Annotated in this window: 12 protein-coding genes; 6 read left to right on the top strand and 6 right to left on the bottom strand. The window is 70.7% G+C overall.

All coding sequences use genetic code 11. The features are described from left to right. Window positions 1-35: 35 nt before the first annotated feature. Entirely contained in the window at window positions 36-533 is a 498-nt protein-coding gene (gene tamR / locus QUY26_RS23445) for a MarR family transcriptional regulator TamR (protein WP_289949844.1), read from the top strand. Here the strand turns inward: tamR and QUY26_RS23440 are convergent. Further along, complete coding sequence (locus QUY26_RS23440) at window positions 492-1,268, bottom strand: response regulator transcription factor (RefSeq protein WP_289949842.1); 777 nt, start codon at window positions 1,266-1,268, stop codon at window positions 492-494. The two genes, tamR and QUY26_RS23440, sit on opposite strands and share 42 nt — an antisense overlap. Window positions 1,269-1,508: 240 nt before the next feature. Here QUY26_RS23440 and QUY26_RS23435 point away from each other — a divergent pair, with 240 nt between their 5' ends. Beyond that, entirely contained in the window at window positions 1,509-1,952 is a 444-nt protein-coding gene (locus QUY26_RS23435) for a GNAT family N-acetyltransferase (RefSeq protein ID WP_289949840.1), read from the top strand. A gap of 220 nt (window positions 1,953-2,172) precedes the next feature. Here QUY26_RS23435 and QUY26_RS23430 read toward each other — a convergent pair whose 3' ends face one another. After that, window positions 2,173-2,457, bottom strand: a complete 285-nt coding sequence (locus QUY26_RS23430; protein WP_289949838.1) for a hypothetical protein — start codon at window positions 2,455-2,457, stop codon at window positions 2,173-2,175. A gap of 45 nt (window positions 2,458-2,502) precedes the next feature. Beyond that, window positions 2,503-4,200, bottom strand: a complete 1,698-nt coding sequence (locus tag QUY26_RS23425) for a sodium:solute symporter family protein (protein WP_289949836.1) — start codon at window positions 4,198-4,200, stop codon at window positions 2,503-2,505. A 247-nt stretch (window positions 4,201-4,447) separates the two neighbouring features. On the opposite strand from QUY26_RS23425, the gene galT reads away from it, so the two are divergent. From galT to QUY26_RS23405, 4 genes are all read left to right on the top strand, one after another. Next, on the top strand, window positions 4,448-5,524 hold the full coding sequence (gene galT, locus QUY26_RS23420) for a galactose-1-phosphate uridylyltransferase (protein ID WP_289949833.1): 1,077 nt from the start codon (window positions 4,448-4,450) through the stop codon (window positions 5,522-5,524). Next, the gene (galE, locus tag QUY26_RS23415) at window positions 5,524-6,495 is read left to right on the top strand and encodes a UDP-glucose 4-epimerase GalE (RefSeq protein ID WP_289949830.1); all 972 of its coding nucleotides are present in this window, start codon (window positions 5,524-5,526) and stop codon (window positions 6,493-6,495) included. The genes galT and galE overlap by 1 nt, the downstream gene beginning before the upstream one ends. A 7-nt stretch (window positions 6,496-6,502) precedes the next feature. Then, the gene (galK, locus tag QUY26_RS23410) at window positions 6,503-7,666 is read left to right on the top strand and encodes a galactokinase (RefSeq protein ID WP_289949828.1); all 1,164 of its coding nucleotides are present in this window, start codon (window positions 6,503-6,505) and stop codon (window positions 7,664-7,666) included. A 104-nt stretch (window positions 7,667-7,770) separates the two neighbouring features. After that, the gene (locus QUY26_RS23405; protein WP_289949827.1) at window positions 7,771-8,244 is read left to right on the top strand and encodes a carboxymuconolactone decarboxylase family protein; all 474 of its coding nucleotides are present in this window, start codon (window positions 7,771-7,773) and stop codon (window positions 8,242-8,244) included. A 167-nt stretch (window positions 8,245-8,411) separates the two neighbouring features. On the opposite strand, the gene QUY26_RS23400 is transcribed toward QUY26_RS23405, so the two are convergent. From QUY26_RS23400 to QUY26_RS23390, 3 genes are all read right to left on the bottom strand, one after another. Next, window positions 8,412-9,122 carry a helix-turn-helix transcriptional regulator gene (locus QUY26_RS23400; RefSeq protein WP_289949823.1) on the bottom strand — a complete coding sequence of 237 codons (711 nt, stop codon included), beginning with the start codon at window positions 9,120-9,122 and terminating at the stop codon, window positions 8,412-8,414. Window positions 9,123-9,450: 328 nt separating this feature from the next. Continuing rightward, window positions 9,451-11,430: an outer membrane protein assembly factor BamB family protein gene (locus tag QUY26_RS23395; RefSeq protein WP_289949821.1), complete on the bottom strand. Its 1,980-nt coding sequence runs from the start codon at window positions 11,428-11,430 to the stop codon at window positions 9,451-9,453. A gap of 49 nt (window positions 11,431-11,479) precedes the next feature. Further along, complete coding sequence (locus QUY26_RS23390; protein WP_289949818.1) at window positions 11,480-13,264, bottom strand: outer membrane protein assembly factor BamB family protein; 1,785 nt, start codon at window positions 13,262-13,264, stop codon at window positions 11,480-11,482. Window positions 13,265-13,373 lie beyond the last annotated feature (109 nt).

Genomic DNA, 13,373 nt, shown 5'->3' with positions numbered 1-13,373 from the left:
GACTTCATGTCGACAGACCCCCTACACTGATCGTCATGGAGGACGAGGTCGACCGGCTGGTCGCTGCATGGCGCCGGGAGCGCCCTGACCTCGACGTGGAACCGCTCGAGGTGCTGAGCCGCGTGAGCAGGCTGGCGCGCCATCTCGATCGCGCGCGTCGGCTGGCGTTCTCCGAGCATGAGCTGGAGCCCTGGGAGTTCGACGTGCTGACGTCGCTGCGGCGCGCGGGCGCGCCGTATCAGCTCTCGCCGGGCCAGCTCCTCACCCAGACCCTGGTCACGTCCGGCACGATGACCAACCGCATCGACAGGCTCACGAAGAAGGGCCTGGTTGAGCGGCTGCCGGATCCCAGTGACCGGCGGGGCGTGCTCGTGCGGCTCACCGAAGAGGGCCGCGACCGGGCCGACCAGGCCCTCGCGGGCCTGCTCGACCAGGAGCGGGCGATCCTCGGTGAGCTCTCGCGCGCCCAGCGCGGTGAACTGGCGGGGCTGCTACGCCAGTTGACCGCCCCGTTCGACAACATCCCCGGCTAGGTCGGCGGGGCCGACGCCCGCCCTGCGGGCGAGGGCGACGGCGGCGAGCGTGGAGTGCACGCCGAGCTTGCCGAGGACGTTCTGCATATGGGTGCGGACGGTGTGCGGCGACAGGAAGAGCCGTTCGGCGACGGCCTTGCGGCCGAGCCCCGCGACCATGCACCGCAACACTTCGCGCTCGCGCGGGGTGAGGGACTCCACGAGCCGCTCGCTCTCCGTACGGTGCTTGCGTGCCGCCGTCAGTTCCCGCAGGACGCCCGTGAGCAGCGCGGGCGGCAGGTGCGTCTCGTCGCGCAGGACGCCCCGGATGACCGTGAGCAGCCGCGAGAGCGAGCAGTCCTTCGCCACCCAGCCGGACGCCCCGGCGCCGAGGGCGAGGGCCGCGCGGCGCGGGTCGTCCTTCTCCGCGAGCACGACCGTGCGCACGGCGGGCTGGCCCGAACGCACGCCCGCCACCAGCGAGATGCCGTCCACGAGACCGTCGGCCTGGCCGTCGTGCACCGGCACGGCGGGGCGGGCGCCCTGCAGTGCGGGCGCGGAGCTGCCCAGGTCGGCGTCCACGAGCAGGACGTCGTATCTGCGGCCTTCGGCGGCCGCGCGGTCCAGGCAGCGCAGGGCCGCGGGGCCGCTGCCCGCGGCGGACACCTCCACGTCGGGCTCCGCGGCGAGCGCCGCGGCCAGCGACTCGGCGAAGATACGGTGGTCGTCGACGACCAGGACTCGGATTCGAACCACGGAAACCCCCACAGGTCGGAGAGCGACCGACGCGGGCGCGGCACCCGGAGTGGGTACGCCGCAGCCGCACGGCCGCCGCCGTGCCGTGACTGCCACCCCCACGCCGGGCGTCGCACCCGACTGTCTCGCCCCCTGATCGGCGCCGGCCCCCACCGGCGCTGCCCTTCAGAGTACGGACGGGGGCCCCGAGCGGAAGTGGATTTGCAGAACTGATTGGCCGACGCGTTTATGGTGGGCCGTATGTTTCGTATGGAGACAGGAGTCGACAAAGAACGTCTCCGTCTGCTTCGGGGGCGGTTGCGGGACGCGAACCGGGACGCCTCAGCGGCCCTTCGTGCTCTTCAGGGCACGCCCGAGGAGCGGGAAGAGCCGCTCGGCGTCTGGGCGTTGGACGACCAGGGTGAGCTGGTCGGGGGGCTCTCGGGGTACACGTGGGGGCGGTGGCTGCACGTGAGTCTGCTGTGGGTGGCCGAGGAGGCGCGGGGCGCGGGGCTCGGGGGGCGGTTGCTCGCCGAGGCGGAGCGGGTCGCCGCCGGCGAGCGCGGCTGTCTCAACTCCCGCCTGGAGACCTGGGACTTCCAGGCTCCCGCCTTCTACCGCCGGCAGGGCTACGAGGTCGTCGCCGTCATCCCCGACTACCCCGAGGGGCACAAGGAGTTCACCTTGACGAAGCGGCTGGGTTGACCTTCGCGGGGCGCCCCAGTCCCGCCCCTTCTCCGAAACCGGGGGCTGCGCCCCCTGGACCCCGCTTTATCGGCGCTCCGCGCCTCGCCCTCAAACGCCGGACGGGCTAAAACCTTGCCGCACCGGCGAAATTTATAGCCCCTCCGGCGTTTGAGGAGCGGGGTCTGGGGCGGAGCCCCAGTTTCGGAGAAGGGGCGGGACCGGGGCGCACCCGCGAGGCCTACCCCTCCCCCTCCCCCTCCGGCCCCGGCGCCGCAGCCGGCCGCAGCCACAGCCAGGTCAGGAAGAACAGGCCGAGGGCGAGCATGCCGAGGCCGGTCCAGAGGTTGATGTTGATGCCCTCGGCCTTGTCGAGGTCGGCGTCGGACGCGGTGATCCCGGCGACGGTGACGATGACGCCGTAGACGACGAACAGCCCGCCGATGATGCGCCGGATGTCGAAGAGACGAGCGGCTGTCGCGGACTTCCGCTCAAGGTCGGTGACTTCCTTCTGCAGGTCGGACATGATTCCTCGGAGTGTGAGTAGGAGGGGCCTGTTCGGCGGGGCCGGTCAGAACGAGTACGGGACGTAGCACGCGGTGGCCAGCACCACCGCGCCCCACCCGAGCAACGCGGGACGCCGGTACCACGCGTCGTCACCGGGCTCGGCACCGTCGTCCTCCAGGCCCGGCGACGCCGTCCCGTACACGAGCCCGGCCAGCTCGGCCTCCGGCTTGGGGGCGGTGAAGAGGGTGACGCCGACCATGACGACCGCTCCGGCGACGAAGCCGACGATGGCGGAGACGAAGTTGGCGCCCTGGTCGGTGGGGATGTCGATGACGCCCTGCTTGTAGATCCAGAAGTAGTTGACCATCGCGGCGGTGGTGCCGGCGAGCAGCCCCCAGACGCCGGACTTCATGGAGGCCCGCTTCCAGAACATGCCGATGATGAAGACGACGAACATCGGGACGTTGAAGAAGGAGAAGAGGGTCTGGAGGTAGCCCATGATGTTCGAGAAGGACGAGGCGATGAAGGCGGTGCCGATGGAGGCGAAGACGCCGATCGCGGTGATGAGCCGCCCGAACTGCAGGTAGTAGCCGTCCTCGCGGCCCTTGACGACGTACTTGGCCCAGATGTCGTACGTGAAGACGGTGTTGAAGGACGAGACGTTGGCCGCCATGCCCGCCATGAAGGCGGCGAGGAGACCGGTGACGGCGATGCCGAGGACGCCGTTGGGCAGCAACTCCTGCATGAGGTAGGGGATCGCGTCGTTGTACGTCAGGTCCGAGCCGGGCGTGCCGATCTTGGGGACGAGGACGGCGGCGACCAGGCCGGGGATCATCACCAGGAAGACGATGAAGATCTTGGGGAAGGCGGCGATCAGCGGGGTGCGCCGGGCGGCGGAGAGGTTCTTCGCGGAGAGGGCGCGCTGCACCTCGGCGAAGTTCGTCGTCCAGTAGCCGAAGGAGAGCACGAAGCCGAGGCCCAGGATGATGGTGAGCCAGTTGGCGCCGAGCGGGTTGGCGTCGCCGATGCCGGTGCCGCCCCAGGCGGTCATGAAGTTGTCGCCGTGCTGCTTCTCGATGGAGCCGGTGAGCCCGTCCCAGCCGCCGACCTTCTTCATGCCGATGACGCAGATCGGGATGAGCGCGGCGAGGATGACGAAGAACTGGAGCACTTCGTTGTAGATCGCCGAGGACAGGCCGCCGATGGTGATGTACGCGAGCACGAAGAACCCGGCGACGACGATGGCGACCCACTGCGGCCAGCCGAGCAGCGCCTCGACGACGATCGCGAGGGCGTAGAGGTTGACGCCCGCGATGAGCACGGCGGCGAAGGCGAAGAGCGCCGAGCTCAGCAGGTGGGCGGACTTGTCGAAGCGCTGGAGCAGGAACTCGGGGACCGAGCGGACCTTGGAGCGGTAGTAGAAGGGCATCATCACCAGGCCGAGGAAGACCATGGCCGGGATGGCGCCGATCCAGTACCAGTGGACGACCGCGACGCCGTACTGCGCGCCCGTGGCCGCCATGCCGAGGATCTCGGTGGCGCCGAGGTTGGCGGCGACGAAGGCGAGGCCGGTGACCCAGGCGGGCAGGGAGCGCCCGGAGAGGAAGAAGTCGAGGCTGGTCCTCACAGAGCGCCGGGCGGCGAATCCGATGCCGAGGACGACCACGAAGTAGATCGCCAGGATCGCGTAGTCCAGCCCGTTGGTGGGCAGCCGGAGCCCTTCGGCGAGGGTGACGTGCGTAGCGGAAGGAGGGGACTGCATGTGAACTCGCTTCGTCGCGCGAACTGATCAGACCGGAACCTACGCCTCGACCTTCAGGAAGTGAACAGTTCTGTTGATGTTCTTTGTTTGATTGTGATCGAGTCCAAGATCGCTCCTCGCTGCGGATCATCAGGTGAGCTGGGCGAGGGGGCGACGACCCGACAGGCGCCGTCGGCATTGACGCGCCTGTTGGCTTGTGGTTTGTTGTGTTCGGTTCTGTTGGCGGGCGGTGTAAGGAGCCCCGAACGTGAAGAAGACCTCGACTCGTCTCGCCGACGGTCGTGAGCTCATCTACTACGACGTGCGCGACGACACCGTCCGCACGGCGGCCGACAGCAGGCCCCTGGACCCCGTCGCCACCACCTCCGAGGTCCGCCGCGACCCCCTCCTCGGCGACAGCGTCGCCATCGCCTCGCACCGCCAGGGCCGCACCTACCACCCTCCGGCCGACGAGTGCCCCCTGTGCCCCTCCACCGGTGGCCGCCGCACCGAGATCCCCGACTCCTCGTACGACGTCGTGGTCTTCGAGAACCGCTTCCCCTCCCTCGCCGGCGACGCGGGCCGCTGCGAGGTGGTCTGCTTCACCCCCGACCACACCGCGTCCTTCGCCGACCTCACCGAGGAGCAGGCCGCGCTGGTCCTGGACGCCTGGACCGACCGCACCGCCGAGCTCTCCCACCTGCCGTCCGTCGCGCAGGTCTTCTGCTTCGAGAACCGGGGCGCGGAGATCGGCGTGACCCTCGGCCACCCGCACGGGCAGATCTACGCCTACCCCTTCGTCACCCCGCGCACGGCCCTGATGCTGCGCTCCCTGGCCGAGCACCGCGCGGCCACCGAAGGACGCAACCTCTTCGACGACGTCCTCGCCGAGGAGCGCGCCGGTGAGCGGGTCGTCCTGGACGCCGCGCACTGGGTGGCCTTCGTGCCGTACGCCGCCCACTGGCCCTACGAGGTGCACCTCTACCCCAAGCGCCGCGTCCCCGACCTGCTCGGCCTCGACGAGGCGGCTCGCACAGAGTTTCCCCAGGTCTATCTGGAACTGTTGCGGCGCTTCGACCGGATCTTCGGCAAGGGTGAGCGCGAGGGCGGCAGCGAGCCGCCGACGCCGTACATCGCGGCCTGGCACCAGGCCCCGTTCACGGCGCTCACGGAGTACGAAGGCGTCAACCGCGACGACTTCGCGCTCCACCTCGAGCTTTTCACCATTCGCCGCACTTCGGGCAAGCTGAAGTTCCTCGCGGGTTCCGAATCCGGCATGAGTGTGTTCATCAACGATGTGCCGCCGGAGGCCGCGGCCCAGCGACTGCGAGAGGTAGCGAGTTGATGAGTGGGAAGTACCTGGTCACGGGTGGCGCCGGCTATGTCGGCAGTGTCGTCGCCCAGCATCTGATCGAGGCCGGGCACGAGGTGACGGTCCTCGACAACCTCTCCACCGGCTTCCGCGAGGGCGTGCCCGCGGGCGCGGCGTTCATCGAGGGCGACATCCGCGACGCCGCCAAGTGGCTGCACGCCGAGGGCGAGGCCCCCTACGACGCGGTGCTGCACTTCGCCGCCTTCTCGCAGGTCGGCGAGTCCGTCGTGAAGCCCGAGAAGTACTGGGACAACAACGTCGGCGGCACCATGGCGCTGCTCGCCGCGATGCGCGAGGCGGGCGTGCGCAAGCTGGTGTTCTCCTCGACGGCGGCGACGTACGGCGAGCCGGTGCACACCCCCATCACCGAGACCGACCCGACCGCCCCCACCTCCCCCTACGGCGCCTCCAAGCTCGCCGTCGACCACATGATCACCGGCGAGGCCGCGGCGCACGGACTCGGTGCCGTGTCCCTTCGGTACTTCAACGTGGCGGGCGCGTACGGCAGTTGCGGCGAGCGACACGACCCCGAGTCGCACCTCATCCCGCTCGTCCTCCAGGTCGCCCAGGGCAAGCGCGAGGCCATCTCCGTCTTCGGCGACGACTACCCGACGCCGGACGGCACCTGCGTGCGCGACTACATCCACGTCGCCGACCTCGCCGACGCCCATCTGCTCGCCCTGGCCGCCGCGACCCCCGGCGAGCACCTGATCTGCAACCTGGGCAACGGCAACGGCTTCTCCGTGCGCGAGGTCATCGAGACCGTCCGCAAGGTCACCGGGCACCCGATCCCCGAGGTCGTGGCGGCGCGCCGCGGCGGCGACCCGGCGGTCCTCGTGGCCTCCGCCGCCACCGCCCGCGAGCGGCTCGGCTGGAACCCGTCCCGCGCGGACCTCGCGGGCATCGTCGCCGACGCCTGGGCCTTCGCCCAGCAGAGGGGGTAACCGGAAGATGTCCGCCGCCACGGAGCCGACCGCCGAACTCATCGATGCCTTCCGGGCGTTGTACGGCCGCGAGCCCGCCGGAGTGTGGGCGGCACCGGGCCGCGTCAACCTCATCGGCGAGTACACGGACTTCAACGAGGGCTTCGTGATGCCGCTCGCGCTGCCGCACACCGCGGTCGCCGCGGTGGCCCGGCGCGACGACGGGGTCCTGCGGCTGCACTCCGCGGACATCGAGGGCCCGGTCGTCGAACTCGCGGTGGACTCCCTGACCCCGCGGTCCGACGGGGGCTGGGCCGCGTATCCGGCGGGCGTCGTCTGGGCGCTGCGGGACGCGGGCCACGCGGTCGGCGGCGCGGACCTGCACCTGGCGTCCACCGTCCCGACCGGCGCGGGCCTCTCCTCCTCCGCCGCCCTGGAAGTGGTCACCGCCCTCGCCCTCGACGACCTCTACGAACTGGGCCTGTCCCGTCGCGAGTTGGCGCTGCTCGCCCAGCGCGCCGAGAACGCCTTCGTGGGCGTGCCGTGCGGGGTCATGGACCAGATGGCGTCCGCGGCCTGCGAGCCGGGGCACGCCCTGCACCTGGACTGCCGCGACCTGTCCGTGCGCCAGGTCCCCTTCGACCTGGCCGCGGACGGCCTGACGCTCCTGGTCGTCGACACCCGCGTCAAGCACGCGCTCGGCGACGGGGCGTACGCGGAGCGGCGGGCCGGCTGCGAGGCGGGGGCGCGGGCGCTCGGCGTCTCCCACCTGCGCGACGTGCCCTTCGCCGAACTCCCCGCCGCCCTCGACCGGCTGTCCGACGAGAAGGTGCGCCGCTACGTCCGGCACGTCGTCTCCGACGACCACCGCGTCGAGCGGGTCATCGCCCTCCTCGACGCCGGTGACGTGCGCGGCATCGGCCCGGTCCTCATCGAGGGCCATGCCTCGCTCCGGGACGACCTGCGCATCTCCTGCCCGGAGCTGGACCTCGTGGTGGAGACGGCGTGCGCGGCGGGGGCGCTCGGGGCCCGGATGACGGGGGGCGGCTTCGGCGGCTCCGCGATCGTCCTGGCCGAGGCCGCGGACGCGGAGTTCCTCACGAAGTCGGTCCAGGAGGCGTTCGCCGCGGCCGGGTACGCGGCGCCGCGGGTGTTCCCGGCGGTGGCGTCGGCGGGGGCGCGCCGCCTGTAGCCCGCCCAGGGCCTTGCGACGCAGGTCACACCCGCGCATGTCACATCGCCCCGCCCTGCCCCGTCCTAGGTGTGTAGCCCACGACAACGGCAGAGGAGCACGCCATGGAAGCCCGTCTGAACATGTTCGAGAACGCGACCGCGATGAAGTTCTGGAAGCACATCATCGCGGCGAACAAGGTCCTCGCCGAGTCGACGGTCCCCGCCGCGACCCTCGAACTGGTGAAGATCCGCGCCAGCCAGATCAACGGCTGCGGCGGCTGCCTCGACATGCACACCAAGGACGCCGCGGCCGCCGGTGAGACCTCGCTGCGCCTCAACCTGGTCGCCGCCTGGCGCGAGGCCAAGGTCTTCACCGACGCCGAGCGCGCCGCCCTGGAGCTGACGGAGCAGGGCACCCGCATCGCGGACGCGGCGGGCGGCGTCACCGACGAGGCCTGGGCGAACGCCGCCAAGCACTACGACGAGGAGCAACTCGCCGCCCTGGTCGGCCAGATCGCCCTCATCAACACCTTCAACCGCGGAAACGTCATCACCCAGCAGGTCGCGGGCGACTACGTACCGGGCCAGTACGCCTAGAGCCGCTTCGCCTAGAGCCGCTTCGCCTGGAGCCGGTTCACCTGGAGCCGGTTCACCCAGGACCGGTTCACCCAGGACCGGTTCACCCAGGACCGGTCCGCCCAGGACCGGTCCGCCCAGGACCGGTCCGCCCAGGACCGGTCCGGCGGATCCGCGCGGACCAGCCCCTAGACCTTCAGCCCCGTCGGGGGCTCCCCGCCCCCGACGTGCTGCTCCTCCGCTCCCCCGGTCCGCTCGGCCCGGTCGAGGAGCCCGGTCCGCGCGGCGAGCGCGGCCGCCTCGAGCCGCGACCCGACGCCGAGCTTCATCAGCACCCGCTGCACGTGGGTGCGCGCCGTGCTGGGGGCGATCCCCATCCCGGCGGCGATGAGGCGGGTGTCCTCCCCGTCGGCGACCCGCACGAGGACCTCCACCTCACGGGGAGTGAGCATCTGCAGCAGCCGCTGCCCCTCGTCGTCGGGCTGGGCGGCGGGGTTGAGCAGCTCGCTGAAGGCGCCTTGGAGCAATTGGGGCGCGACGGCGGCTTCCCCGGCGCGCGCCTTCATGATGGCGCGCTCGACTCCTTCGATGCGCTCGTCATGACGTACGTATCCGGACGCGCCGGAGGCGAACGCCGCCGCGATGCCGCGGGGCGAGGGAACGGGCCCGAGCACCACCACGGCGACCTGCGGCCGCTCCCGCTTGATCCGCACCACCGGGTCGAACATGCCCGGCTCCGCCGGTGTGGCCGTGCCGAGCAGGCACACCTCCGGCGCCCTGCTGATCACCAGGTCCGCCGCCCCGGCGGCGGGCGCCGCCGCGGCGAGCACCCGGTGCCCACGCAGCTTCAACGCCGAGGCGAGTGCCTCGGCGAGCAATCGATGGTCGTCGACCACCATGAGCCGCACACCCACAGCACAACCCCCCAAAGTCCCCCACGGATTCCCCTAATGATCCCCACGGCTTTCCCCGATGATCCCCCCACGGATCAGGGCCCCGGCCCTTCATCCCCCGGAAGCTACACGCTTGTTCGACTTCGCGCTGCCCCTATCGGGCAGAAGCAGCCCGGAATGCCTCAATCACGGCCGTTCAGAAGCATGGACACGGCGGCGGCCCGGCATGCGCGCGGCGGGTCCAGCACGCGAGTACGGAGCGTGAACCGGACAACGCGAAACGGCCCCGCACTCGTTCGGGCGAGCGCGGGGCCGTGTGATCGCTGCGGGGCGGCTACTGGGTGGTGAAGCCCAGCGCGATGAACGCCTTGTCGTCCTTGGAGTACGGCTTGCTGATCAGCTTCTTGCCGAAGAACAAGTTGCCGCCGGCGTAGAGGAGTTCGTTGGACTTCGGGGACATGCCGCTGATGGCGCGGCTGACCGGCTCGGTCGCGGGCGTCTGAAGGAGCGTGGTCTCCTTCATCGACTTGCCGTCGAGCGAGACGACCTTGGCGCCCTTCTTGTAGCCGCCGCCCTTGTACGCGAGGAGGTTGCCGCCGTCCATGCGGATCGGGAACATCTCGCCGTCGTCGCCCGCGTCCGCGCGGTCACCGGTGGTCTTGCCGGTGGCCAGCGAGAACGCGATGATCTCGTTGGTGAAGCCGTAGCTGGAGCCGCCCGCGTCGTGCTGGCGCGTGGGCACGTACAGCTTGTCGTTGCCGACGGCGATGGCGCTGCAGCTGGCCCACTTGTTGACCTCGCAGTCGTGCGAGTACTTGCCGTCCTCCAGCTTGATGCGGGCGCGCAGCTTGCCCGCGTTGCTCAGCGAGAAGACGTCCGTGGCGCCGCTCGCCGTGATCTCCTCGGTGTCCTGGCCGAACACGATCGGATTGGTCGAGATGATCTTGGCGTTGTCGACGCCGGGGGTCACCGGATAGCTCCACTTGTCCTTGCCGGTCTTCGGGTCGAGGAGCTGGATCTTGAGCTTCTCGTCGCCGTAGCCACCGCACTTGCGGACCGCGACGAGCTGGTCGCCGCCCGCGTAACCGGCGTCCTTGCACTCGTCGCCGATCTTCGGCTTCCACAGCAGCTTGCCGGACAGGTTCCAGGCGGCACCGGTGCCGCCGGTGCCCGCGCCCGCGGCGACGGTGTCGCCGGAGATGGCGATCTCCTCGAACTCCACGGGCGAGCCGCTGCCGGTGACGCTCTCCGTCCACAGCTTCTTGCCGGACTTCAGGTCGACCGCGGCGACCTGGGTGCAGTCGGGGTACTTGTTCGCCTTGGTGGACTTGGCGTCCTTGTAGACGACGGCGGCGATGCCCTCGTCGGTGACCTCCTTGGAGACCGCGCAGGTCTCACCGGTCAGCGGGATCGTCCACTTCTGCTTGCCGGACACGGGGTCGTAGGCGATGAGGGCGTGGTCCTTGTCCTTGCCCGTGTAGCCGCTCTTGACGTACGTGTCGTCGGTGAGCCAGGAGCCCGCGACGCTCCACACGCTGTCCTTGGGCACCGCGGGCGCCGGGACCTGGAAGCCGACCTTGGCGCTGGTGTTCGCCGGGACCTTCTCCTTGGCGGGGCCGCCGGCGGCGGGCGGTCCCTCGGAGCCGCCCTTCTTGCCCTTGCCGCCCTTGCCGTCGCCGCCGTCCGCGCTGTTCTTCTTGTCGTCGTCCTTCTTCGAACCGGCGTAGATGACACCGCCGCCGACGATCAGGCCGATGGCCGCGACGGCCGCGACGATGATCAGCATCTGCTTGTTGGGCTTCTTGCCGCCACCGCCACCGCCCGGCTGGGGCTGCATCGGCATGGTCGGCGGCTGCGGGAAGCCGTAGCCCTGCTGCGGGGCGGGCTGCCCCGGCTGACCGGGCTGGCCCGGGTAGCCGTAGCCGGGCTGCTGGCCCACGGCCGGGAAAGCCGCCTGCGTCGGCTGGGCGTAGGCGGGCGGCGGGGTGCCGGGCGCGGCGGGCGGTGGGGTGCCCGGGGCCGCCGGTGCCTGCGGGTAGCCCTGGTTCGGCTGGCCCTGCGGGGGCGGCGGAGGCGTCTGCGGGGCCGCGGGCGGGGCCGCCGGGGCGGCGGGCGGCGGGGTCTGCGGGGGCTGCGGGGGCTGCGGCGCCTGCGGGTAGCCGTAGCCGGGCTGCGGGGGCGTCTGGGGAGCGCCGAACCCTCCGGGGTTGGGGCCTCCCCTGCTCGAACTCTGTTGAGAGCTTGGGGACGGGTCCTGGGGGGCGCCGAACCCACCCTGCGGCGGCTGGTTGGGCGGCTGGGGCGGCTGTGTCATGACGTCTTTCCTTGGGGGGACGGATGGGGTGACTGAGCGGTGGGGAGGGTCACTTGCCGTAGGCCAGCATCAGCTTCTCGCGGCCTTGAGCGGTGCCGGAGAGCCGGGTGGTGGAGAGGTAGAAGCGCCCGTCCACGTAGTCGACCGCCTTCGAGTAGAAGCCGTTCTCGATCTTCGACGTCCCCGCCGGGTTCTGCAGCAGCGTCTTCGGTGTGTGCGAGCCGCTGGTCCCGATGGACACTACGCGGCCGCCGGAGTCGTACGACGGCTCGACGTACGCCACCAGGTCGTCGCCCTGGGTCTTCATCGGCACCATCGAGGTGTCCAGCGGGGACTTGACCCGCCAGGCCGCCTTGCCGCTGGCCAGGCTGATCGCGACGATCTGGTTGGCGCCGGAGGTCTTCTTGGTCGGCAGGTAGAGGTACTTGTCGTCGGCGACGGCACCGGAGCAGGCCTGCAGGTCACCACCGAGGCTGCCCCAGCCGCACTCGGGCGCGAAGTCCTCGTTCACCTGGACCTCGGAGCGGGTCTTGCTGCTGCCGGACTTCAGCGTGGTGATGTTCCACTGCTTCTTGTCCTTGTTGGTGGCGTAGAGGACCGTGGGGCTGGTGGAGTAGACGTGCTCCAGGCGCCAGCCCTTGGGGAACTTCTTCGTCCACTGGATCTTGCCGGTCTTCGGGTCGAGCTCCACGACCTCGTCGTGCTCGGTGGGCGTGCTCGCCCCGCACGAGAACTTCATCAGCATGCGGTCGCCGCCGGTGAACCCGGCCGGGAAGCAGGTGCCCTCGTCCTTCTTCTCCGCCACGAACAGCTCGTCGCCCTCACTGACGCTGTAGGCGGTGCCGGACTGGGAGCGGCCGACCATCAGCGTGTCGCCGGTGATGCTCAGCTCCAGGCCGAGGGTGGAGTCGAAGAGACCTTTCTTCGTGGTCTGCTTGTGCCAGCCCTTCTTGCCCGTCTTCAGGTCGATGACCTGGAGCTGGTCGCAATTGGCGGTCCGCTTCACACCGGCCTTGTAGGCGACGACGATCTTGCCGTCGTCACTGACCTGCGGCGTGGCCGCGCAGATCTCCTGCGGCAGCTCGATCGCGGTCCAGGCGGGCTTGCCGGAATCGACGTGGTAGGCGAGGAGTTCCTTGTACGCGGCCTTGACCGCGATGCCGTCCTTGACCCACATGCCGGGGGCCTCGGCGCCCTTGCCCGGGGCCTTGGGGGCCTCCTTGTACCAGAGGACCTTGGCCTCGCCGGCCTGGCGGCCCTCGTTGAGGTCCTCCTTGCCCGCGTGGCCGTCGCCGCTGCCGTCGCCCGGGTTGACCGGGGCGGAGGCCTTGGGGTCCTTCTTCTTCGACTCGGACTTCTTCTTGTCGTCGTCACCGCCGGAGAGCGCGAAGACGGCGCCGCCCGCGACCAGGAGGGCAGCCACGGCCGCCGCGCCGATGATCACGGCGGTCTTGCCCTTGAAGGGCCCCTTGCCGCCGCTCGGGGGCGGGGTGCCCGGGGCGCCGGTGGGCATCTGCTGCGGATAGCCGTAGCCCGGCTGCGTGGGCTGGCTGTAGGGGCCCGGCTGACCGGGCTGCGTGGGCTGGCCGTACGGGCCCGGCTGCTGCCCGTAGGGACCCGGCTGACCCGGCTGCGTGGGCTGGCCGTAGGGGCCTGCCTGGCCCGGCTGGGTGGGCTGGCCGTAGGGGCCCGACTGCTGCGGGTAGCCGTAGGGACCTGGCTGGCCGGGCTGCTGCTGCGGGTAGCCGTAGCCGGGCTGCGGGTTCGCACCCTGCTGTGGGTCCTGTGGAGCTCCGAAGCCGCCGTGCGGCGGCTGGTTGGGCGGCTGAGTCATCAGCGCTTCCCCCTTCACTGATTTTTCGGCACGCCAAGCGGTGCTCAGGCTGCCCTTTCTATCACTCCGATCCAGCCATCGAGGGTGCCGGTCCTGCGCCTGTACCCAA

This window comes from Streptomyces flavofungini (genome assembly GCF_030388665.1).
GTDB classification, from domain to species: Bacteria; Actinomycetota; Actinomycetes; order Streptomycetales; family Streptomycetaceae; genus Streptomyces; species Streptomyces flavofungini_A.
The sequence above is the reverse complement of the archived record's forward strand: the minus strand, read 5'-3'. Positions and strand labels throughout refer to the sequence as shown.